Annotated in this window: 25 protein-coding genes and 1 pseudogene; 12 read left to right on the top strand and 14 right to left on the bottom strand. The window is 70.1% G+C overall.

The window, feature by feature from the left end; translation table 11 throughout:
• Positions 1-31: 31 nt before the first annotated feature.
• Positions 32-343 carry a DUF3017 domain-containing protein gene (locus tag ACWFRB_RS14235; protein ID WP_452641792.1) on the bottom strand — a complete coding sequence of 104 codons (312 nt, stop codon included), beginning with the start codon at positions 341-343 and terminating at the stop codon, positions 32-34.
• A gap of 8 nt (positions 344-351) precedes the next feature.
• Positions 352-1,212 (bottom strand): bifunctional methylenetetrahydrofolate dehydrogenase/methenyltetrahydrofolate cyclohydrolase, encoded by an 861-nt coding sequence (locus ACWFRB_RS14230; protein WP_452641791.1) that lies wholly within the window; start codon positions 1,210-1,212, stop codon positions 352-354.
• 32 nt (positions 1,213-1,244) lie between these two features.
• On the opposite strand from ACWFRB_RS14230, the gene ACWFRB_RS14225 reads away from it, so the two are divergent.
• On the top strand, positions 1,245-1,766 hold the full coding sequence (locus ACWFRB_RS14225; RefSeq protein WP_452641790.1) for a GNAT family N-acetyltransferase: 522 nt from the start codon (positions 1,245-1,247) through the stop codon (positions 1,764-1,766).
• Between the two features lie 14 nt (positions 1,767-1,780).
• Here ACWFRB_RS14225 and ACWFRB_RS14220 read toward each other — a convergent pair whose 3' ends face one another.
• A complete protein-coding gene (locus ACWFRB_RS14220) occupies positions 1,781-2,389 on the bottom strand; it encodes a pentapeptide repeat-containing protein (RefSeq protein ID WP_452641789.1) in 609 nt (202 codons plus the stop codon).
• Positions 2,390-2,473: 84 nt separating this feature from the next.
• Complete coding sequence (locus ACWFRB_RS14215) at positions 2,474-2,884, bottom strand: pyridoxamine 5'-phosphate oxidase family protein (RefSeq protein ID WP_452641788.1); 411 nt, start codon at positions 2,882-2,884, stop codon at positions 2,474-2,476.
• A gap of 93 nt (positions 2,885-2,977) precedes the next feature.
• Between ACWFRB_RS14215 and ACWFRB_RS14210 the strand changes: the two genes are divergently transcribed.
• Complete coding sequence (locus ACWFRB_RS14210; RefSeq protein WP_452641787.1) at positions 2,978-3,442, top strand: tRNA (cytidine(34)-2'-O)-methyltransferase; 465 nt, start codon at positions 2,978-2,980, stop codon at positions 3,440-3,442.
• Here the strand turns inward: ACWFRB_RS14210 and ACWFRB_RS14205 are convergent.
• The 3 genes from ACWFRB_RS14205 to ACWFRB_RS14195 are packed head-to-tail and all read right to left on the bottom strand — an operon-like array spanning position 3,439 to position 5,360.
• Positions 3,439-4,224, bottom strand: a complete 786-nt coding sequence (locus ACWFRB_RS14205; RefSeq protein ID WP_452641786.1) for a class I SAM-dependent methyltransferase — start codon at positions 4,222-4,224, stop codon at positions 3,439-3,441. The two genes, ACWFRB_RS14210 and ACWFRB_RS14205, sit on opposite strands and share 4 nt — an antisense overlap.
• Positions 4,225-4,227: 3 nt before the next feature.
• Positions 4,228-4,470 carry a DUF167 domain-containing protein gene (locus ACWFRB_RS14200; protein ID WP_452641785.1) on the bottom strand — a complete coding sequence of 81 codons (243 nt, stop codon included), beginning with the start codon at positions 4,468-4,470 and terminating at the stop codon, positions 4,228-4,230.
• A 2-nt stretch (positions 4,471-4,472) separates the two neighbouring features.
• Positions 4,473-5,360 (bottom strand): LysR family transcriptional regulator, encoded by an 888-nt coding sequence (locus ACWFRB_RS14195; RefSeq protein ID WP_452641784.1) that lies wholly within the window; start codon positions 5,358-5,360, stop codon positions 4,473-4,475.
• 91 nt (positions 5,361-5,451) lie between these two features.
• On the opposite strand from ACWFRB_RS14195, the gene ACWFRB_RS14190 reads away from it, so the two are divergent.
• Entirely contained in the window at positions 5,452-6,540 is a 1,089-nt protein-coding gene (locus ACWFRB_RS14190; RefSeq protein WP_452641783.1) for a TDT family transporter, read from the top strand.
• Between the two features lie 19 nt (positions 6,541-6,559).
• On the opposite strand, the gene ACWFRB_RS14185 is transcribed toward ACWFRB_RS14190, so the two are convergent.
• Together ACWFRB_RS14185 and ACWFRB_RS14180 are read right to left on the bottom strand one after the other, a co-directional pair.
• On the bottom strand, positions 6,560-7,690 hold the full coding sequence (locus ACWFRB_RS14185) for a hypothetical protein (protein ID WP_452641782.1): 1,131 nt from the start codon (positions 7,688-7,690) through the stop codon (positions 6,560-6,562).
• 193 nt (positions 7,691-7,883) lie between these two features.
• On the bottom strand, positions 7,884-8,153 hold the full coding sequence (locus ACWFRB_RS14180) for a metal-sensitive transcriptional regulator (RefSeq protein ID WP_027501746.1): 270 nt from the start codon (positions 8,151-8,153) through the stop codon (positions 7,884-7,886).
• Positions 8,154-8,467: 314 nt separating this feature from the next.
• On the opposite strand from ACWFRB_RS14180, the gene ACWFRB_RS14175 reads away from it, so the two are divergent.
• From ACWFRB_RS14175 to ACWFRB_RS14155, 5 genes are all read left to right on the top strand, one after another.
• A complete protein-coding gene (locus ACWFRB_RS14175; protein WP_452641781.1) occupies positions 8,468-9,190 on the top strand; it encodes a TenA family protein in 723 nt (240 codons plus the stop codon).
• The gene (locus ACWFRB_RS14170; RefSeq protein ID WP_452641780.1) at positions 9,187-10,209 is read left to right on the top strand and encodes an ABC transporter substrate-binding protein; all 1,023 of its coding nucleotides are present in this window, start codon (positions 9,187-9,189) and stop codon (positions 10,207-10,209) included. Before ACWFRB_RS14175 ends, ACWFRB_RS14170 begins: the two co-directional genes overlap by 4 nt.
• Positions 10,187-10,957 (top strand): ABC transporter permease, encoded by a 771-nt coding sequence (locus ACWFRB_RS14165; RefSeq protein WP_452641779.1) that lies wholly within the window; start codon positions 10,187-10,189, stop codon positions 10,955-10,957. The genes ACWFRB_RS14170 and ACWFRB_RS14165 overlap by 23 nt, the downstream gene beginning before the upstream one ends.
• Positions 10,950-11,765: an ABC transporter ATP-binding protein gene (locus tag ACWFRB_RS14160; RefSeq protein ID WP_452641778.1), complete on the top strand. Its 816-nt coding sequence runs from the start codon at positions 10,950-10,952 to the stop codon at positions 11,763-11,765. Before ACWFRB_RS14165 ends, ACWFRB_RS14160 begins: the two co-directional genes overlap by 8 nt.
• 93 nt (positions 11,766-11,858) lie before the next feature.
• Positions 11,859-12,323: a hypothetical protein gene (locus ACWFRB_RS14155; protein ID WP_452641777.1), complete on the top strand. Its 465-nt coding sequence runs from the start codon at positions 11,859-11,861 to the stop codon at positions 12,321-12,323.
• Here the strand turns inward: ACWFRB_RS14155 and ACWFRB_RS14150 are convergent.
• The 4 genes from ACWFRB_RS14150 to ACWFRB_RS14135 all read right to left on the bottom strand — a co-directional run bounded on the left by ACWFRB_RS14150 (position 12,320) and on the right by ACWFRB_RS14135 (position 19,070).
• The gene (locus ACWFRB_RS14150; RefSeq protein WP_452641776.1) at positions 12,320-13,960 is read right to left on the bottom strand and encodes an FAD-dependent oxidoreductase; all 1,641 of its coding nucleotides are present in this window, start codon (positions 13,958-13,960) and stop codon (positions 12,320-12,322) included. The two genes, ACWFRB_RS14155 and ACWFRB_RS14150, sit on opposite strands and share 4 nt — an antisense overlap.
• Positions 13,961-14,050: 90 nt before the next feature.
• Positions 14,051-14,881, bottom strand: coding sequence for a DUF4349 domain-containing protein (locus tag ACWFRB_RS14145; protein ID WP_452641775.1), 831 nt, complete (start codon positions 14,879-14,881; stop codon positions 14,051-14,053).
• A gap of 64 nt (positions 14,882-14,945) precedes the next feature.
• Positions 14,946-18,254 (bottom strand): error-prone DNA polymerase, encoded by a 3,309-nt coding sequence (locus ACWFRB_RS14140; RefSeq protein WP_452641774.1) that lies wholly within the window; start codon positions 18,252-18,254, stop codon positions 14,946-14,948.
• A 144-nt stretch (positions 18,255-18,398) separates the two neighbouring features.
• Entirely contained in the window at positions 18,399-19,070 is a 672-nt protein-coding gene (locus tag ACWFRB_RS14135) for a TetR/AcrR family transcriptional regulator C-terminal domain-containing protein (RefSeq protein WP_452641773.1), read from the bottom strand.
• An 88-nt stretch (positions 19,071-19,158) separates the two neighbouring features.
• On the opposite strand from ACWFRB_RS14135, the gene ACWFRB_RS14130 reads away from it, so the two are divergent.
• The 4 genes and pseudogenes from ACWFRB_RS14130 to ACWFRB_RS14115 all read left to right on the top strand — a co-directional run.
• A complete protein-coding gene (locus ACWFRB_RS14130) occupies positions 19,159-19,827 on the top strand; it encodes a DUF4386 domain-containing protein (protein WP_452641772.1) in 669 nt (222 codons plus the stop codon).
• Entirely contained in the window at positions 19,824-19,955 is a 132-nt protein-coding gene (locus ACWFRB_RS14125; RefSeq protein ID WP_452641771.1) for a hypothetical protein, read from the top strand. The genes ACWFRB_RS14130 and ACWFRB_RS14125 overlap by 4 nt, the downstream gene beginning before the upstream one ends.
• A 15-nt stretch (positions 19,956-19,970) precedes the next feature.
• Entirely contained in the window at positions 19,971-20,327 is a 357-nt protein-coding gene (locus ACWFRB_RS14120; RefSeq protein ID WP_452641796.1) for a DUF4386 domain-containing protein, read from the top strand.
• Positions 20,314-20,448, top strand: a pseudogene (locus tag ACWFRB_RS14115) (IS30 family transposase); the annotation flags it as partial. The gene ACWFRB_RS14120 and the pseudogene ACWFRB_RS14115, both read left to right, overlap by 14 nt.
• Here the strand turns inward: ACWFRB_RS14115 and ACWFRB_RS14110 are convergent.
• Positions 20,445-21,536 (bottom strand): S1 family peptidase (locus ACWFRB_RS14110; protein WP_452641770.1); only part of this gene is annotated, 1,092 nt, incomplete at its 5' end. The pseudogene ACWFRB_RS14115 and the gene ACWFRB_RS14110 sit on opposite strands and share 4 nt — an antisense overlap.

Genomic DNA, 21,536 nt, shown 5'->3' with positions numbered 1-21,536 from the left:
CAACCGCGGGCGCCGCGATCAAGGCACCTCTTCAGTCGGTGCCCAACGGATCGATCGAGACCGCCAGCCACACGATGGCACCACCGACCGCGATCAGCGCCCCCACGTCGAAGCGCTGACCCCGGACCGCCAGCAGCCCGACCCGCTCGGCGGGCAGGCACAGCCGGAATCCCGCGGCCAGCAGCGTCGCCAACCCGAAGACGAAGGCGCCGCGCCGCCACCGGTCGGCGAGCACGAAGACCACCGCGACGAGCACCACAGCGAACACCGCCAGCAGCGGCAGGTTCTTACGGGCGAAGCGCACCCAACGGTTCGCCGTCGGCGCGGACGTCTGAGCGGTCATCGCCGGTTCTACTCGGAGCCCGCTGCGAGCCGCTCCGCGCGCTCGACGACGTTGGTCAGCAGGAAGGCTCGCGTCAGCGGCCCGACGCCGCCCGGGTTCGGCGAGATGAACCCCGCGACCTCGCGGACACTGTCGTCGACGTCGCCGCGCAGACCGTCGGCGGTCCGACTGACACCCACGTCGAGCACGGCGGCTCCTGGCTTGACCATGTCCGCGGTGATGAGCCCGGGAACCCCGGCCGCCGCCACGATGATGTCGGCGCGCTCGACCTCGGCCGCGAGGTCCTTGGTTCCGGTGTGGCAGAGGGTGACGGTGGCGTTCTCGCTGCGACGGGTCAGCAGCAGACCGATCGGCCGGCCGACGGTGATTCCACGGCCGACGACCACCACGTGCGCACCGTTGATCGGCACCTCGTAGCGGCGGAGCAGGTGCACGATGCCGCGGGGGGTGCAGGGCAACGGCGCCTCCTTGCCCAGCACCAGTCGGCCCAGGTTCACCGGGTGCAGCCCATCGGCGTCCTTGCCCGGGTCGATCCGCTCGAGCGCAGCGTTCTCGTCCAGGTGCTTGGGCAGCGGCAACTGCACGATGTACCCGGTGCACTCGGGGTTGGCGTTGAGCTCGTCGATGGTGGCCTCGAGCTGGGCCTGGGTGATGTCGGCGGGCAGGTCGCGCCGGATCGAGGTGATCCCGACCTTGGCGCAGTCGTTGTGCTTGCCGCGCACGTAGGCGGCGGATCCGGGGTCGTCGCCGACCAGGACGGTGCCCAGCCCGGGCGTGATGCCCTCGGCCTTGAGCGCATCCACTCGGGCTTTGAGATCGATGAAGATCTCGTCGCGGGTTGCCTTGCCATCCAGGATCGTCGCAGTCACGGCCACCATTGTTTCAGGTATGACTGGATGGCATGGCAACGACTCCCGAACAGACGCCCGATCTCGTCGGCCCGCGGGTGGTGCTGACCGCGATCCGCCCCGAACACCGCGACCGGTTGCGCGAGATCCACCGCCAGCCAGACGTCCGCAAATGGTGGCAGACTCCCGACGACGACTGGCCCGAGGTCGAGGAACCGGACACCGTCAAGTACACGGTGCTGGAGGACGACCAGGTCATCGGGTTCGCTCAGTGGTACTGCGAACCGGACCCCGACTACCGGCACGCCGGGCTTGACCTGTTCCTCTCGTCCGGGACGCAGGGCCGGGGCCTCGGCACCGAGGTGGTGCGGGTCGTCTGCGCTCATCTGATCGACGACCACGGGTTCCACCGGTTGGTCATCGACCCGAAGCTCGCCAACGCCCCCGCGATCGCCTGCTACCGCAAGGTGGGCTTCAAGGATGTCGGGGTGATGCGCGAGTACGAGAAGAACAAGGAAGGCACCTGGGACGACGGCCTGCTGATGGACCTGCTGGCGCGCGAGTTCGTGCGCTGAGGCTGTCCGGCCCGTCAGGGCTCGACGATCAACCCGTGGGCGCCTGCCATCGCGATCGCCTGCGTCATCTCGATCTTCGCTCCCTCCAGCTTGGCGCTGGTCCACAGCGCGGCGTCGACGTGCGCACCGCGCAGGTCGGCGCCCTCGAGCCGGAGGCCGCTGGTGCGGGCGCCGAACAGGTCGACCGATTGCAGCACGGCCTGCCGCAGGTCGGCGTCGACGAGGTTGGCCTCGCGCAGCCTGCAGTCGGTGAGGTTCACCCCGCGCAGGTCGGCCTTGCCGAGCGAGGCGAGCGTGAAGTCCACCTCGTCGAACTCGATCGGCCGGATGCGACAGTCCTGGAAGTTGGAACCGAGCAGACTGGAACTCCGGAACACGCTGTGCCACAGCCGTGTCCGAGTGAACGTGCAGGACCGGAACGCAGTCACGGTGTGATGTGAACCGGACAGGTCCGCGCCGGTGAAATCGCAGTCGGTGAACACGACGCGTTCCGTGCGCAGCTCGCTCAGGTCCGCGTCCCGGAAGTTGCAGCCGGTGTAGTGCCGATCCTGCCAACTCTGGCGCGGCAATCGGGCGTCTGCGAAGTCCTCGCCGACGAATTCCTCGGGGTGTTCCGGTGCCATGTGGCCATCCTGCACCCACCCACCGACGGGAAGGCGCGCCGGTGGCCGGGCGACTGCCGTACCCGGTCTGCTACTCGGCGCCGATCAGGCGGGAGGCGTCAGGCGCACCCGGGTCGGCGTGATCCGCAGTTCGGTGCTGTAGACCCTGTCGATCTCCTCGACCGTGGTGCCGAGCTCGCCGGTGATGCTGGCCTCGTACTTGTCGAGGTAGGCGCGCATGCCGCTCGACCGCTTGTTCGGGGTCGCCGACGCGGTGCCGCTGATGACGACGATGTCCGTGCCGTGCGGGTCGGAGTTGAAGTTGAGGGTGACCGTCGGTCGCTCGGCGATGTTGTGCACCTTGCGCGATCCGGGCGCGCTGAACACCACCAGATCGTCGCCGTCCGGCACGAACCAGACCGGGTTGGGTGCAGGCGCTCCGCTGTCGGTGACGGTGGTCAACCAGGCGACGTGATCCTCGGCGATGTGGCGACGGGCCTCGGGCGGCATGTCCATGTCGGCCTCCAATCGGGGTCTGTCTCGACGATACGACTTCTCGGCGGCCCGGGGCGCTGAACGGCCCGCCGCCCCCGGTGGCAAGCTGATGCGGTGTTCCGACTGATGTTCCACGAGCCTCGCATCCCACCGAATACCGGCAACGCGATCCGTCTTGTCGCGGGCACCGGGTGCGAGCTGCACCTGGTCGGCCCGCTCGGCTTCGACCTGTCCGAACCGAAGCTGCGCCGGGCGGGGCTGGACTACCACGACCTGGCCTCGGTGACCGTGCACGAGAACCTCGAGGCGGCGTGGACCGCGCTGGCACCCGAGCGGGTGTTCGCGTTCACCGCGCACGGGCAGACCTCCTTCGCGGACGTCGAGTACCAACCAGGCGACGTGCTGCTGTTCGGCCCCGAGCCGACCGGGCTGTCGCCGGAGGTCCTCGCCGACCCGCACGTCACCGCCCAGCTGCGGATCCCGATGGTCCCCGGCAGGCGCTCGCTCAACCTGTCCAATGCCGCGGCCGTCGTCGTGTACGAGGCGTGGCGCCAGCACGGCTTCGCGGGCGGGAGCTAGCAGGGCGCGGTCGCCACGGCGAACGCCACCCGCATCTGGGTGAACCGGAACAGGCCGGGGCCGCCCGAGACCTCCTCGTAGGCGCGCACCACGTCGTCGACGAACCGCGGCACCCGATCCTCGTCGAGCCGGCCGGTCCAGGCCGCGAAACCCACCGCGCACCAACGGGAGAACTCGTCCCTCGATCCGAAGTCCCAGTCGAGATCGGAGGTCCGCAGGTCGGTCACGACGAGGCCGGCCGACGCGGCCAGTTCCGGATAGACGGCGGGGTCGATGTGGGTGAACGGCGGCTCGAACCCGGCGAACGACGCGGCCCACGCCTGCTCCCGGCACACGCGCATGGCCACCGACTCGAGGCTCGGCCGCTCACTCGCGCACACCATCTGGATGATCCCCCGCGCGCTGGGGTGCGCGGCACGGGCGATGCCTGCCAGCGCCCGACCCTGCTCGCTGACCCAGTGCAGCGCGTTGAACGAGACCACGACGTCGAACTCGTTCTCGAACGGCAACTCGCGCGCGTCAGCGACGAGGAAGGTCGCGGTCGCCCCGTCGGGCACCGGCCTGGACCGGGCCTTGTCGACCATTTTCGCCGAGGCGTCGACACCGACCACCGACCCCTGCATCAGCCGCCGGGCCAGGGCGAGCGTGACGAACCCGTCGCCGCACCCGACGTCGAGCAGGCGCTCGGTGCCGGTCAGCTCGAGACCGGACAGCGACCTCTCGGCCAGCGTCCGCTGCAGGCCACTGACCTCTGCGTACCCCTCACCGTCCCATTCGGACACGGGTCAATCCTGCACCTCGAAGCGCTTGTGGCGGGAGGTTTGCCCGGATATCAGCCGCACAGACTTCTTCGACAGGCCCAGATGCGCGGCGAGCAACTCCTCGGCGGCCTTGTTGGCCTTGCCCTCCACCGCCGGTGCGCGCACGTACAGCAGCAGGGTGCCGTCCTCGAGAATCTCGACCAGCGGCCCCTTCTTGCTGTTCGGCTTGATCTGCGCGGCGACGATGCGGGGTCCTGACGCCGGCACCCTCACACCGCCGCGATGTCGAGGAAGTCGCGCGCGGGCCCGCGCAGGCCGCGATCGGCGGACCACACCGCGAGCAGCCGGCGCGGCAGCCGAAGGCCCTGCACCTCGACGGACACAAGTCGTCCGTCCGTCAGGTCCGCCGCCACCGCCAGCGAGGACACCACCGCTGGCGCGTTGCCCGCCACGACGGCGGCCTTGACCGCCGTGCACGAGGTGAGCTCGAGCAACGGGTCCACGCACCCCGGCACGGCGTTCTCGAGCGTGTTCCTGGTGCCCGAACCGAACTCGCGCTGGATCAACGGCGTCCTGGCGAGTTCGATCGGGGTGATGGGGGCGGCGCTCGCCCACGGGTGCCCTGGCGGGACGACCACCACCAACTCGTCGCGCGCCACCTCCCGCGCATGGAGCCCCGCCGGCACGTCCGGCCCCTCCACGAAGCCGAGGTCCGCGTCCCCCGCCAGCACCTGAGCCGCGACGTCGGTCGAGTTCAGCAGCCGCACCGAGGTCACCACGGTCGGGTTCTTGCGCCGCATGGTCACCGTCCAGCCCGGCACCAGGTACTCGGCGATCGTCATGCTCGCCGCCACCGTCAGGTTGGCCTCGCGCTCGCCGCGCAGCGCCGAGATCCCCGAGGCCAGCTCCTCGGCGGCGGCGAGGGTGCCCGCCGCCCACTCCAGCACCAGTCCGCCCTCGTAGGTCGGGGTGACGCCGGTGGTGGCGCGGTCGAACACCCTGATCCCCAGCAGCCGTTCGGCCGAGCGGATCCGGGCACTGACGGCCTGTTGGCTCAGTCCGTGTTCGCGCCCCGCGGCCCCCATGCTGCCGAGCCGCGCGACGGAGACCAGGACGTCGAGGGCGGCAAGTTCGGGGACGCGCGGGGACAACGGCATACCAACAGAATAGGCCGCCACAACCTGTAGTTGTGACAGGCCAACGACAAGCCGTCTACCGGCACCGACGCCAGGACGGCAGTCTTTAATCATGCTCACGACCGCCCCCGCCCCCGCCACAACCGTTCGCCGCAGCCCCGCGTTGGCACACCTGACGCCGAACTGGTTCGCGGTGGTGATGGGCACCGGGATCATCGCGGTGGGCGCGGCGTCGCTCCCGGTGGATCTGCCGGGCCGTGACTCGATCGCGCGGGGATTCTGGGTGCTGGCGACCGCCGCGTTGCTGCTGCTCTCGGTCGCGTTCGCGGCCCACTGGGTGCGCCATCGCGAGCAGGCACTCGGCTACGCCCGCAACCCGGCGATGGCACCCTTCTACGGCGCACTGCCGATGGCCGTGCTGACCGTCGGCGCGGGCACCGCGGCCGTCGGCACCGAGATCTTCGGCCCGTCCGCCATCGTGGTCGCCGCGGTCCTGTGGGCGCTCGGCACGGTGGCAGGGGTTGCTGCGGCCATCATCGTGCCGCCGCGCATGTTGTCCGGCGGCACTCCCGGTCCCGTGTGGCTGATGCCGGTGGTGCCCCCGATGGTGTCCGCCGCCACCGGGGCCGCGCTCATCCCCCACCTGCCGGAGGGGCAGGCCAGGCTCGCCATGCTGCTCGGCTGCTACGCCCTGTTCGCGATGGCGCTGACCGCGGCCGTCGTGACCATGGCAGTGGTGATCCGGCACCTCGCCCGCACCGGACTGCCCGCCGTGCAGGCCATCCCGACCATGTGGATCCCGCTGGGCGTCATCGGGCAGTCGATCGCCGCCGCGAACCTGCTCGGCAGGGTCTCCGGCACCGCGGTCTCGTCCGATGCGGCCGCCGGGCTCCGCGCGTTCGGCGTCGCCTACGGCACCGCGGTCGCGGGAATCGGCGCGCTGGCCCTCGGCTTCGCCTGCCTGCTCACCTACCGGGCCGCAGGCCGCGGGCTCCGCTTCTCGATGAGCTGGTGGAGCTTCACATTCCCGCTCGGCGCCTGCGCGGTCGGCGCGGGAGCGCTCGGGATCGCAACCGATTCCGTTGCCGTCCAGTGGTTTTCCGTGGTCCTGTTCGCAGTGCTGCTCGGCATCTGGGCCGTGGTCGCCGCCAACACCGCGCGCGGGGTGTGGACGAGGGCACTATTCGTCCCCGTCCCATGAGCCCCGTCGCGCGGCGCCGTCAGAGCAGGAACACCAGCACCGCGCCGATCAGGGCGACCGCCGCGATGAGCGCGAGCGCGCCGGCCAGCACCAGCGGCCTGCCGCCTCCCGAGTTGGCGTCGTCGTCGCCTTCCGTGTCGCCGTCGGCATCGACGTCATGAACGGCCTGGATCGCCCCGACCGCGGACGCGGTCAGCAGGCTCGAACGTTCGTGGGCGTCGGTGACCTCGCGCACCTCGCGCACCGAACCCGGAATCGCGCTGATCACCTCGGTGACGTCGTACGACGGCGGCAGGCCGATCCGCCGGATCGCCATCGCCGGGGTCTGGAATCCGGCGGCCAGGATCGCCGCACCCAGCGCAGCGGCCTGCTCCGGGCCCGGCCCCACCACGCTGTGCACCCCGAGCCGGTCGGCCAGCGCGGTCGCGACGCCCTTCATGGCGACCGTGTCCCTCGCGACCAATCCGTCTCCGGTCACGACCACGGCATCGAGGTTCGAGGGCAACCAACCGAACGCGCCGAGCGCGGTGGAGAGCTGCGCGGTCGGCGACGTCCCGCTGCCTGCGGGGAACCGGAAGGAGCGGCCGACCAGGACACCCGAGCGCATCAGGCTCACCGTCGTTCCAGCGTCGTCCGCGTGGTACGTCCCGATCAGCTGGCCCGGCTGCTCCGCTACCTCGGATTCGAACCAGGCGCACGACGCCTCCGCGTCGGACACCAGCGTGATCTGCGGCATGCCGCCGTAATCGAGCGATTCACGGAGATCCGCCACGGTCTCAGGAGCCCAGTTGGACGGGTAGGTCGCCCAGACGTGTGGGGTGCCACCGTCCCGCCCACCGTGGTCCGGCAGCGGCTCACATTCGTGCAACAGGCTGCTGATCGCCGTCGCGACCACGTCCTCCGCCCGATACCGGGTGCCGTCGCTCGCCGCGACCCCCTCGGGGTCGCCGACTCTCGACAGGAACCCGGACAGCGTGTGCTCGGTACCGCCGTTCTGCCCTACCCCGCCTAGGACGGTGCTCCCGTCGGAGCCAACATGCAGCACCGTGTCGCGGACGATGACTATGGGGTCCGGGGTCCCCGCGTCGTTCGACGCGATCACCGTGTGCGACACGATGCTGCCCACCCTGAGCCCAATTCCCACGGACACGCCAACACCTCATTCGGTATGAACAGATCGCCGTCCGCGCGCCGAATCATTCAGCGCGCGGCCGGGTTACATATTGCTATGCCGACGTTCAGGTGGGCGTGCGACACACGGCCGGGGCGTCCGGTTCCCATTTTTTTGCCACGCCCCGAGCGGGCGTTGCGGGTCTGCGGACCACCGGTGCCGCGGCCCGGTGTCAGGCCAACGCCAGGAAGAGCTTCTCGAGTTCCGCCTCGGTCATCGGCTCCTGGTTGTCCCGGTTGGTTCCCGACAGGCAATCGCGCAGGCCGGTCGCGACGATCTTGAAGCCGGCGCGGTCCAACGCACGCGAGACCGCGGCGAGCTGGGTCACCACGTCCTTGCAGTCGCGGCCGCTCTCGATCATCGAGATGACGCCCGCCAGTTGGCCCTGCGCGCGCCGCAACCTGTTGAGCACCAACGCGATGCTCTCCTCGTCACCCGTCATTGCGCCACTCCCTGTTCTCACGTCCGAATTCGTCCACTCCGATAGTACCCGCCGGGGTATGTGATCGCGGGCGGGTGCAGCCCTGGCCTGCACAGATGCTAATGTCGCCGTGTTGAGACACGGGGTGCTCCGCAAGTCGCGGGGCTGAGAGCAGACCCGAGAACCTGGCCAGGTAATGCTGACGAAGGGATGTCATGGCTTCGCATACGCCCACCACGGGGGGCACCGCCGCTAGCGACTGCTTGCAGGTCGCTCGAAACAACACCGCTGACGACTGCGTGCAGGTCGCTCGAAACAGCACCGCTGGCGACTGCTTGCAGGTCGCTCGAAACAACACCGCTGACGACTGCGTGCAGGACCGCTTCACCGAACACCTGTGGGATCACACCAAGGCGCTGCGCGTCGCGATCGACGAGCTGGAGTTCCTCCGCCGTCTCGGCGACGGCAGCCTGCCGCTGGACGTCTTCCGCTTCTACGTCGAGCAGGACTCGCTGTACCTCAGCGGGTACGCCAAGGCGCTGGCCCTCCTCGCCTCGCGGGCACCCGACCCGGCGTCCGCCGCCTTCTGGGCCACCTCCGCCGCCAGCGCTGCCGTGGTCGAGACCTCCCTGCACGAGGACCTGCTGTCGGGCGGGGTGCTGCCGCCCGCCGAGCAGGAACCCCGACACTCCCCTACCTGCCTCGGCTACGTCTCGTACCTGATCGCGGCCGCGGCCACCGAGCCGTACCCGGTCGCGGCGGCGGCGATCCTGCCGTGCTTCTGGATCTACGCCGAGGTCGGGCGCGACCTGGCCGCGAGCGCGGCGAAGGTGCTGGCAGCCGATGCAGGACATCCCTACGCGCAGTGGGTGTCCACCTACGACGCCGAGGAGTTCCAGACCTCCGCGGCGACCGCCCGCACCCTGGTCGACGCGGCTGCGGCCGCAGCCACACCGGGCGAGCGCGAGGCGATGGTCGAGGCGTTCACCGTCGCGACGCGGTACGAACTCCTGTTCTGGGACACCGCGCTCCACCCGCAGCCCTGGCCCGCGCCGTGACCGCCCGGATCCGCCGCGCGCTCGCGGGCGCCGTCGTCGCGCTGTCCTCACTGTCGTTGCTCACCGCGTGTGGTTCCGACACCGGCTCAGGGGAGACCATCCGGTTCGCCCTCGACTGGACCCCGAACACCAACCACACCGGGCTCTTCGTGGCCCAGCAGCAGGGGTACTTCGCCGACGCCGGGCTGGACGTGGAGGTGTTGCCGTACAACAACACCGCGGTCGACACCCTCGTCGACGCCGGCAACGCCGAGTTCGGGATCAGCACCCACGACGCGTCGACGTTCTCCCGAGCCTCCGGCGCGCACACCATCTCTGTGCTGGCACCGCTGCAGCACTGGGCGACCGCGATCGGCGTCCGCGCCGACCGGGCCGACATCGTCAGCCCCAAGGACCTCGACGGCAAGACCTATGCCGGGTTCGGCGATCCGGGCGAGAACGAGACGCTCCGCCAGGTGATCCGAAATGACGGTGGCACCGGCGATTTCAACTCGGTCACCCTCGGCACGTCGGCGTACGAGGCCGTCTACTCCGGCAAGGCCGACTTCACCGTCTCGTACTCCGCATGGGAGGGCATCGAGGCCGAGCACGCGGGCACCCCGATGCGGTACTTCCGCTACACCGACTACGGGTTCCCCGACGCCTACGCCATCGTGATCGACGGCAACGAGGACTGGCTCGCATCGCACCCCGAGCAGGCCCGCAAGTTCGTCCAAGCGCTGCAGCGGGGCTACCAGTTCGCCGCGGACAACCCGGACGAGGCCGCGAAGCAGCTCATCGAGGCCAACCCTGGCGCCTTCAACGACGAGTCACTGGTGATCGAGAGCCAGCGGATGCTCGCCTCGCAGTACATGAAGGACGCGACCGGGAAGGTCGGCACCCAGACCCTGCCGCAATGGGCGGGCAACTCCGGATTCCTCTACCAGCACGGACTGCTCGCCGGCCCGGACGGCAACACGTTGACCACCGAACCCGACTGGTCGACGTACTTCACCAATGACTACCTCGGCCCTTCGTAGACTGACCCCCGCCCTTGTGGTGGTGGCGGCGCTGGTCGTCGCCTGGCAGATCTATGTCGACGTCAGTGGGATCCGTCCGCAACTGCTGCCGTCGCCGGTGCGCGTCGCGCAGCAGGGCTGGGGGCACCGCGAGGAGATCGCGGGGCACGCGGGCGCCACGCTGACGGTAACCCTGATCGGGTTCTCGGTGTCGCTGGTCCTGGCGTGGGCACTGGCGATCCTGGTGGATTTCTCGCCGTGGCTGCGCCGCGCCTTCGTGCCGTTGTTCGTGGCCTCGCAGACGCTGCCGATCATCGCGATCGCACCCCTGATGATCATCTGGTTCGGGTTCGGGCTGCTGCCGAAGGTCCTGGTGATCGCCCTCGCCACCTTCTTCCCGATGGCGATCGGGCTGATCGAGGGCTTCGCCTCGACCGAACGGGAGGCGGGCGCGCTGCTGCGCAGCATGCGCGCCTCGCGATGGCAGGTGTTCCGGTACGTCCGGCTGCCGTCCGCGCTGCCGCGGTTCTTCACCGCGCTGCGGATCGGCATCACCTACGCCGTCGTCGGGGCGGTGTTCGCCGAGTACGTCGGGGCCAGTAAGGGACTCGGCATCTACATGAGCCTGCAGAAGAACTCGTTCCGCACCGACCTGGTGCTGGCGGCGGTGCTGGTCACCGCCGTCATCAGCATCGCCCTGTACCTGCTGACGTTCGCGGTGGAGCGGGTCGTCGCCCCATGGTCCCGGATGGAGCACGGCCATGGCTGAGGCACGGGGATCGAGGATCGCGCTCGAGGGGATCACCAAGTCGTATCCGCAGCCCGGGCGGCGCACCGGCTCCCGCCTCGTACTGGACCGGGTGTCCTTCGACGCCGCCCCCGGCGAGTTCGTCTCCGTCATCGGCCCGAGCGGCTGCGGCAAGAGCACGGTGTTCAACATCCTCGCCGGGCTGGACGCGCCGGACTCGGGCCGGGTGCTCGTCGGCGACGGGGCCGCGTCGGGAACGCCGCACAGCGCATACATGCCACAGAAGGACCTGCTGTTCCCGTGGCGAACGGTCCTCGACAACACCGCGCTCGGGCTCGAGGTGCAGGGGATCGACAAGCGGGAGGCCAGGCGCCGCGCCCGCGAGCTGTTCCCGATCTTCGGGCTGTCCGGGTTCGAGGACGCCCGCCCGTTCCAGCTCTCGGGCGGGATGCGCCAACGCGCCGCCATGCTGCGCACGGTCGTCCAGGACCGCGAGCTGCTGCTCCTCGACGAGCCGTTCGGCGCGCTCGATTCGCTGACCCGCACCGAGATGCAGGACTGGCTGCAGCAGGTGTGGCAGCGGTACCGGTGGATGGTCCTGATGATCACGCACGACATCCGCGAAGCGGTCTACCTCTCCGACCGGGTGATCGTGCTGTCGGCCAGGCCCGCCACCGTGCGCCGGGAGGTGCGGGTGGACCTGCCGCGCCCCCGGGAGCTGTCCGTCGTCACCTCGCCCGAGTTCGTGGCGCTGGAGCAGGAGCTGCTCGAGGTGCTGCACGAGGAGTCGCGCCGCGCGCTCGCCGAACAGGAGTCCGCGCCTCGATGAGCCGCGGGCCTGGCGCCGCCGACACGCTGCGGCCACACTGGAGGTGAATCCCGGGTCGCCGACGAGCCGGGGCGACACCGCAGGAGAATTGCCATGGGTAGCAGGGGACCGTTCGGCATCGACCCGGAAGACATCGAGCGCATCGCCCGCGAGGCCAGTGCGGGACTACGCGACGCCGCCGAGAAGTTCGGCAGGTTCCTCGACGATGCGGGCATCCCCTACTCGCACTCGTTCAATGTGGGAACCAGCACGTCATGGCCCCGACCGCGCCCGGAGACCACGGGCGACGCAGGCGACGGCGTGTGGGCCATCTACACCGTCGATGAGGACGGGTCCGCCCGGGTGGACCAGGTGTTCGCGACGGAGCTCGAGGCACTGCGGATTCACAAGAACAACACCGACCCGCGACGACTGGTGCGGTTCCTGCCGTACGGGGTGACGGTGAGCGTGCTCGACGAGGACACCGCCGACAAGCCCGATTCCACAGCCTCGGCGGACTCCGCGGACGAGACCCCGACCGGCGATACCGGCCGGGCACCCACCGACGACGAGAGCTAGCTGACGAACTCGCCGACCGGCACCCGCCCGGCCTGCCAGGTGCGGTAGCCACCGTCCAGGTTGCGCACGCTGCGCCCGAGCCGGCGCAGGAGCTGGGTCGCGGTATGGCCGCGCTGACCGACCTGGCAGACCGCAATCAGCTCACCGTCCGGCAATTCGGCTGCGCGCGAGCGCAACTGGTCGAGCTCGATGTTCACCGATCCGGGGATCGAGCCCAGTGCGAACTCGGCGGGGGTGCGCACGTCCACCAGCACCGCACCGGCCTCGACCAGAGCGGGCAGCTCGTGCCACTGCGCCGTTGCGGTGGTGCCGGTGCGCATGTTGTCGGCGATGTAGCCGAGCATGTTCACCGGGTCCTTCGCCGAGCCGAACTGCGGGGCATAGGCCAGTTCGAGGTCGGCCAGGTCGGTGGCGGTGAGACCGCCGACCATCGCGGTAGCGATCACGTCGATGCGCTTGTCCACTCCGTTGCCGCCGACGCCCTGGGCGCCGAGGATCGCGTCGGTGTCCGGATCGACGAGCAGCTTGAGCGACATGCCTTGCGCGCCCGGGTAGTAGCCGGCGTGCGACTGCGGGTGCGTGTGGATGACCCGGTACTCGCGGCCCGCGGCGCGCAGCCGCTTCTCGTTCCAGCCCACCGCGGCCACCATCAGCGAGAACACCCCGACGATCGCGGTGCCGACGACGGGACGCGCCCGCACCGGCCTGCCCGCGATCACGTCCGCGACGAGCCGGCCCTGCCGGTTCGCGGGGTTCGCCAGCGGAACCAGACCGGCACCGCCGGTGAGCGCGTCGGTCTTCTCGACCGCGTCGCCGACCGCGTAGACGCCCTCCGCGGAGGTGCGCATGCTCGCGTCGACCACGATGCCGCCCCGGGAACCGACCTCGATGCCCGCGCCGACCGCCAGCGCGGTCTCGGGGCGCACGCCGATGGCCATCACGACGACGTCGGCCGGGAGGAGGCGGCCGTCGGCGAGGGTCGCGGTGTCCGCGCCGAGTGCGATCACCTGGGTGCCGAGCTCGAGCCGGACGCCGTTGCCGCGCAGCTCATCCGCCACCGGCGACGCCATCTCGGGATCGAGCGGGGCCAGCACCTGGTCGGCCAGCTCGACGACGGTGACCTCGAGGCCACGGTGTCGCAGGTTCTCGGCGAGTTCGACGCCGATGAACCCGGCCCCGACGATCACCGCGGTACGGGCGTCGGCGTCGAGCGCGCCCACCAGCCGGTCCACGTCCTCGACGTCGCGCAGGACCAGCGCCCGCCCGACCCCCTCGATGTCGGGAACGATAGGGCTCGCGCCTGGGCTGAGAACCAGCGAGTCGTACGACTCCACGGTCTCGTCGCCGGTCCGCAGATCGCGGACGGTGACCATCCTGGCGGCGGGGTCCACTGCGACCACCTCGGTGCGCACACGCACGTCGAGGCGGAACCGGGCGGCGAGGCTCTCCGGCGTCTGCAGCAGCAGCGCCTCGCGGTCCTCGATGACCCCTCCCGCGTAGTAGGGCAGCCCGCAGTTCGCGAACGACACGTGCGCGCCGCGCTCGAAGACGACGATCTCCGCCTCCTCGTCCAGGCGACGCAACCTGGTCGCGGCGGACATACCTCCTGCGACCCCACCCACGATGACGACCTTCACGGCGACTCCTCTCAGTCGACCCAAACTATACCCCCTAGGGTATCCATTCGGTCGTGGACGTGACCCGTCACACCCCGGGAGCGCCGAGGGTCAGCGCCTGCGGAGCAGCCGCACGACGGCGTACCCGACGAGGACGACCAGCGCGGCGAAGCCCACCCAGGGGACGGCCCTGCCGAGGAAGACGACCAGTCCGTGCAGCGCGGACAGCAGTGCGTGCCACCCGGCGACGACGCCGTCCCAGAAACTGTCCGGGTCCGCGCTGTCCGGCCCTGCGGTGGTGATGTCGATCGAGATGGTCGCGAGCTCGACCTGGTCGGCCAGCGCGCGCCGCTGCGCGACGAGGCTGTCGAGTTCCGCCTGCCGCTGCGAGAGCGCGTTCTCGGCCTCGATCAGGTCCGCGGTGTTCGCGGCGGTCGCGATCAGCCCCTGCAGCCGGGTGACCGAGGCCTGCAGGGCACCGATCCGCGCGTCGAGATCCTGGGTCTGCATGGTGACATCGCTCTTGCTGACGCTGACCCCGGTCACCTCGCCGAGGTCCGAGATCTCGTCGAGGGTGGCGGTGAGGCGGTCCGCCGGGATCCGAACCGTCAGCGAACTGCTCGGCTCGGTGTCGTCGGTCCGCGGCCGCTCGGTCCGGTCGTCGACCCGTCCGCCGGCCTCTTCGACGATGCGTACGACGACGTGGCCGGTGTCGACGGGGTCGGCCGCGGTGAGCGAGACCGTGCCGGTGGTGACCTCCTGCCGCTCGGCGAGGCCCTCCGCGGGCGCAGGGGCGAGCTTCGCATCGGGGGCGATGCCCGCGTCGGCACCGGCCGCGGGCGAGGATTGCGAGTCGGACTGCGGCTGTTCGGGTTCTCCGCCACCGCACCCCGCCAACAGCGCGATCAGGATCAGGATCGTGGCGAGCGCGGGTGCCTTCATACCGGGGATGCTAAGCCGGTGGGCGCCGGCGGACGGAACTCCGACACGCCACCCGGCGTGCGGTTCACCGGTAGTCCCGGGACTTGCCCGCCATCCGCAGGTCCATCCGCTGCAACCGGTCCGCCACCACCGTCACCGCACCCTCCGCGTTCTGCACCTTTCCCCGGACCAGGAGCGCGGGCGCGGTGTGCGCGAGGGTGCGGTACCGGGCCCACAGCCCCACCGAGCAGACCACGTTCACCATCCCCGTCTCGTCCTCGAGGTTGATGAAGGTGACCCCGCCCGCGGTGGCCGGGCGCTGGCGGTGGGTGACCGCTCCCCCGACCAGCACCCGGTCGCCGTCGGGCACCGCCAGCAATCCCGATGCCGGGGTCACGCCCAGCGCGTCGAGCTGCGGGCGCAGGAACTCGGTGGGATAGGAGTCGGGCGAGACCCCGGTCGCCCACACATCCGCGGCCGCGAGTTCGACGTCGCTCATCCCTGGCAGGGTGGGCGCGACGGTCGAGGCGCCCATGCCCGGCAGCCGTCCCGGCCGCTCCCCCGCGGCCGCCCCCGCCGCCCACAGCGCCTGACGGCGCGACCCGGCGAAACAGCCGAGCGCGCCCGCGGTGGCCAGCGACTCCGCCTGCGGAGTGGTCAGCTCCACTCGACCGGTCAGGTCGAGCAGGGAGGTGTAGGGCCCGCCCTCACACCTGGCCGCCACGATCTTCTCCGCCAGTGCCGAACCGATGTGCCGCACCTCCCCGAGGCCCAGCCGGACCTCCAGCCCGTCGCCTTCGAGCGTGGCGTGCGCCAGGCTGGCGTTCACGTCCGGCCCGTGCACCCGGACCCCGTGCCTGCGGGCATCGGCGACCAGCGACTGCGGGGAGTAGAACCCCATCGGCTGGGCCCGCAGCAGTCCGGCACAGAAGGCCGCCGGGTGGTGCAGCTTGAACCAGGCCGAGTAGAACACCAGTGCGGCGAAGCTCTGCGAATGGCTTTCCGGGAAGCCGAAATTCGCGAACGCGTACAGCTTCTCGAAGATCCGGTCGGCCACCTCCCCTGTGACGCCGTGCAGTTCGCGCATCCCGTCGTAGAACCGGCCGCGCAGCCGTTCCATCCGCTCCGGCGACCGCTTGGACCCCATCGCCCGGCGGAGCTGGTCGGCCTCGGCCGCCGTGAACCCGGCCACGTCGACCGCCATCTGCATCAGCTGTTCCTGGAACAGCGGCACACCCAGGGTCCGCGCCAGGGCCTTCTCCAGCGACGGGTGGTCGTAGGTGACCGGCTCGATCCCGTTGCGGCGCCGGATATACGGGTGCACCGAACCGCCCTGGATGGGCCCCGGCCGGATCAGCGCCACCTCCACCACCAGGTCGTAGAAGTTGCGCGGCTTCAGTCGTGGCAGGGTGGCCATCTGGGCGCGGGATTCCACCTGGAACACGCCGACCGAATCGGCTCGCTGCAGCATCTCGTAGACCGCCTCCTCGGACAGGTCCAGCCTGGCCAGATCCACCTCGAGGTTCTTGTGCTCGGCCACCAGGTCGATCATGTAGTGCAGCGCGGAGAGCATGCCGAGCCCGAGCATGTCGAACTTGACCAGCCCCACCGCCGCGCAGTCGTCCTTGTCCCACTGGAGAACGCTCCGGTTCTCCATCCGCGCCCATTCCACCGGACACACGTCGGCGATCGGCCGGTCGCAGATCACCATGCCGCCGGAGTGGATGCCGAGATGCCTTGGCAGGCCCTCTATCTGGCCCGCGAGCTCCAGCACCGCGGGCGGGATGTCGGTATCGGCCTCTTGGGAGACCCCGGTCCACCGACTGACCTGCTTGCTCCAGGCGTCCTGCTGGCCCTGCGAGAAGCCGAGCGCCCGAGCCATGTCCCGCACCGCCATCTTGCCGCGGTAGGTGATGACGTTCGCGACCTGCGCCGCATAGGCGCGGCCGTAGCGGTTGTAGACGTACTGGATCGCCTCCTCGCGGCGATCCGATTCGATGTCGACGTCGATGTCGGGCGGGCCGTCCCGTTCCGGCGAGAGGAACCGCTCGAACAGCAGCTTGTTCCCCACCGGGTCGACGTTGGTGATGCCGATCGCGTAACAGACGGCCGAGTTCGCCGCCGATCCCCTGCCCTGACAGAGGATGTCGTTGCGGTGACAGAAGGACACGATGTCGTGCACGACGAGGAAGTACCCCGGGAACCCCAGCTGGGCGACGATCGTCAGCTCGTGCTCGATCTGCCGGTAGGCGTCGGGCCGCTGCTCGGGGGTGCCGTAGCGCCGCCGGGCGCCCGCCATCGTCAATTCGCGCAGCCAGCTGTTCTCGTCGTGGCCCTCGGGCACCTCGAACGGCGGTAGCTCGGGCGCGATCAGCCGCAGGTCGAAGGCGCACTCGCGGCCCAGCTCGACCGCGCCCGGCACCGCAGTGGGATGCGCGGCGAACAGCCGGGACATCTCCGCCCCGGACCGCAGGTGCGCGCCGCCGGTCGGCCCCAGCCATCCGGCCGCCTCGTCCAGGCTCTGCCTGGCGCGGACCGCCGCCATCGCCATGGCCAGGCGTCGGCGTGGCGGTCCGGCGAAATGCGCTGCGGTGGAGGCGATGACGGGCAGTCCGGCGGCCGCGGCGAGCTCGGCCAGCGCGCCGTTGCGTTCGTCGTCCTCGGCCACGCCGTGGTGGGTGAGCTCGACGGTGACCCGGTCACTGCCGAACCTCTCGATCAGTCCGCGCAACTCCCCCTCCGCCGCCGAGACGCCCCCGGAGTCGAGCGCCATGCGCACGTGCCCCTTGCGACAGCCGGTGAGGATCTGCCAGTGCCCACCCGCCGCCTCGGTCAGCGCGTCCAGGTCGTACCGCGGCTTTCCCTTCTCGCCGCCCGCCAGGTGCGCCGCCGCGAGCTGCCGCGACAGCCGTCGGTAGCCCTCCCGCCCGCGCGCCAGCACCAACAGGTGGGTGCCGCCAGGGTCCGGCGTCCCGGTCCGCGAACCGGCCGAGTCCGCATCGCGTGACGGCAGGGACAATTCGGCCCCGAAGACGGTGCGCATGCTCAGCTCCTTGGCCGCCTCCGCGAACCGCACCACCCCGTAGAGCCCGTCGTGGTCGGTCAGCGCGATCGCCTCGAGCCCCAGCCGGACCGCCTCCTCCACCAATTCCTCGGGCGGGCTCGCGCCGTCGAGAAAGCTGAAGGCCGAGTGCGCATGCAACTCCGCAAAGGGCACGGTCGGCGTCTCGTCCCGGGAGATCGGGCCCGCGCGGTACTCGCCACGCTTGCGGGACCAGGCCGGACTGTCGCTGCCGTCGCCGGGGTACATCGCCTCCGGCGGGTTCCGTCCCGGCCTGCCGGAGAGCACCCGCTCCATCTCCGACCATGTCGGCGGCCCGTTTCCCCAGCCCATCGCGTTCACCTTCCCTGCGCATCCGGCCGCCGGGGACCCGGCGACGGAGCTCGAGCGGGGAAGTCGCATCGAACGTGTGTTCTATTATGAACCGAGCCTCGCACAGGAGTCAACCGACCCGCGGGCGGCGGTCGGCCCCGCGAATCAGGTTGCCGCGGAGGCCCTCTCCAGACCGTCGAGGATCAGGTCGAGGCCGAACTCGAACTCGTTGCCGAATTCGTATCCGGGTTGCAGCACGTGCTCCACGGCCAACTCGGTGAGGTGCGGGTACTCGTCGGCAGGCATTCCCTCCAGGATGGCCTGAGCCAGGTCCTCGGCCTCCTGCGGACCCTCGAAGGGCAGAGCGGCCTCCTGCAGCGCGAAGCCGTAGATGTAGCTGTCGAGGACGGCGAACGCGTGCGCGGCCATCGGAACCGAGAAACCGCCCGCCCGAAGGCTCCCGAGGACGGCGTCGTGATGCCGCAGCGTCGCCGGGCCGGGACTGGTCCTCGAGTCCAGGAGCCCGATCGCCCAACGATGGCGCGACAGCACCTCGCGGGCCGAGATCGCCCGCAGCCGCATCGCCTGCCGCCAGCCGGATGCACCCGGATCCATCACGATCTCACCGAAGACGTGATCGACCATCCCGTCGAGAAGATCGTCCTTGTTGGCCACGTGGTTGTAGAGGGACATCGCCTCGACGGCGAGCGCCTCGCCGAGCTTGCGCATGCTCAGTGACGCGATCCCGTGTTCGTCGGCATAGGCGACGGCGGCCAGGAGCACCTCGTCCCGACTCAGCCGGCCGCGCGGACCCCGCGCAGACCTTGGCGGTGCCATGCCTCCCCCTCTCACCTTGACGCACTTACCCTGTAAGCGTAGAACTACTTACACCGTAAGTCTCACGTCCACCACCGAGGAAGACGTCATGACGACAACCCCAACAGGCCACGACCGCCACGGCACCGACACCGCGAGCAGAACCACCGCCCGCACGGTCGGCGTGCTGTTCCTCTTCTCCACCGCAGCGTTCCTGGTCGGCGACGCCCTGATCCAGGAGTACTTCTCCACCGGGACCGGCCCGACCGGCAGCCTGGTCGCGGGCGTACTGCTCCAGACCCTCTGTGGCCTCGCCGTGGTCGGCATCGGCCTCGCCCTACGGCGAACCCTTGGTCGGTACAGCACAACCCTCGCCACTGCCTACCTAGTCACCCGGTGCCTCGAGTGCCTGGCGATCGGCGCGGTGGGCGCCTACCTCCTCGCCACGAAGTCGCAGTTCGAGCAGTACGAGCTGCTCATCTACCTCTTCTCCGGCATCGCAGGCCTGATCCTGTCCTTCGTCCTGCTCCGGACCGGGTTCGTTCCCGCCTGGCTCGCCTGGCTCGGCCTCGTCGGCTACGGCGTACTGCTCCTCGCCATCCCGGCGGGCCTGCTCGACATCGCCGCGCTCGACTCCGGTCCCGGGGTGCTGATGTACGTCCCCGGTGGCCTGTTCGAGCTGATCCTGCCGATTCTCCTGATCACCAAGGGATTCCACACTCCCTCGACACGGGTGGCCGGATCGGATCGCGAGCCCGCCACCTCGGTGGGCGCATGAGTAGCGTCCGCGCGACCGTCCCGCACGAGGGCGTGGCGACGGCACAGGACCGGTCGCGGCGCCGCGCCTGCCTTGTCGCGGGGTCCTGGCTGCTGCTCATGGCCGCGCTCGACGTGGTGGTCGCGTAGGCGCTCTACGCGGCGCTGCTCCCGGCGAACAGGGCGATCTCGATGCTGGCGGGCGATGCCCAGGTACTCATGGGAGTCGAGGCGTTCCACGACACCTGGGACATCGGCCTGCTCTTCTTCGGCCTGCACCTGGTCGTGGTCGGCGTGCTGGCCTATCGGTCGGGCTTCGTGCCAGGAGTCTTGGCAATCCTGGTGGCCGCGGCGGGCTTCGGCTACGCCTACGACAGCGTGGCCGCGGTGCTGTCCGGGGGCTCCCTCCAGAAGATCGGCGCGTTCACCTTCGTCGGCGAACTCCTGCTTGCGATCTGGCTCGTGTCCAGGCCGGGAGGGCCCGTGTGTGCTGTCGAGCGCAGGACTCCCGAAAGGCACTGACCTGAGTGTCTCTGGTCCCGAAGTCCTCGAGCACGTCGCCCGCCAACTCAACGGCCGTCCACGCAAAACGCTCGACTGGGATACCCCAGCCGAGCGTCTGCGTGATCTGCTAACCCGCTAGTTGGTGCGGATCTTCAGGCCGGGGTTGGCGGCGAGGACCGAGTTGATCGGCTGCCCCCAGGTCGTCATCGGCTTGTCGCAATTCCCGGGGTCGCCGGCGCTCACGATGCCCAGTGCCTTGGTGCCGGTCACCATGGCCCCACCGCTGTCGCCGGGAATCGTGCACAGCTTCGCGGCGAAGGCGTTGGGCACCGTGGCGCCTCGGGGACCGGAATTCACGTACTGGTTGATGGCGGTGATTTTGCCGCAGGTGTAGCCGGAGGTGTTGCCGGACTTGCACACCGGCGCCCCGACCACGGGATCTGCGGTGCCAGTGATCGCCAATGGGTCCCCGCCGTGGGTGGAAACGAAGTTGTTCTGGAAACGGTGGGCGGCATCGCTTCTGAACTCGATCACCGCGTAGTCGCCGCCATCGACGACCGTCTTGTCGAAGGCGCCAAGGAGATAGAAGGGGGTTGTCCCCTCCCTCACCTCCGTGGCGTTGACGTTGCCCGCGTTTTCGCGGTGCCGGTCACAGTGTCCGGCGGTGATGTTCACCACGTCGCCGTCACCGTCGGTGCCGTTGAAACCGAACGAGCATTCGTGATCGCCGGTGTCGCCCATGGTGTATCGGGTGCCGCCCATGATGGTGTCGGGGGCCGGCGTGGGCTTGGGGGTGGTGGGCTTGGGGGTGGTGGGCTTGGGGGTGGTGGGCTTGGGGGTGGTGGTGGCCGCGGGTGCGATGGTGACCTGCGCGGTGGTGGTGGATCCGGTGACGCCGTCGCGGCCGGAGAAGGTGGCGTCGATGGTCGCCTTGCCGGCGTTCGCGGGGCTCCACTCCATGGTGGCGGTGCCGTCGGCGCCGACCGGTACTTCGTTGGAGAAGTTTCTAAGGTCCCCGTTTGCATGGTTCTCGGTTACCTCGAATGTGACAGTGTCGCCCGCTGCTGCGGGGCTGACCTTCGCCTTCAGCTTGATCGCCTTGCCGCCGGCGGTGGCTCCCTTGATGGGGTCGAGGGTGATCGTGGAGGCAACGGGGTCGCTGTCGGCGGGTGCGACGGTGACCTGCGCGGTGGTGCTGGATCCGGCGACGCCGTCGCGGCCGGAGAA

Source organism: Rhodococcus sp. NPDC055112, from assembly GCF_053607505.1.
Note: the sequence above shows the minus strand (reverse complement) of the source record. Positions and strands in the feature narration are given on the sequence as shown.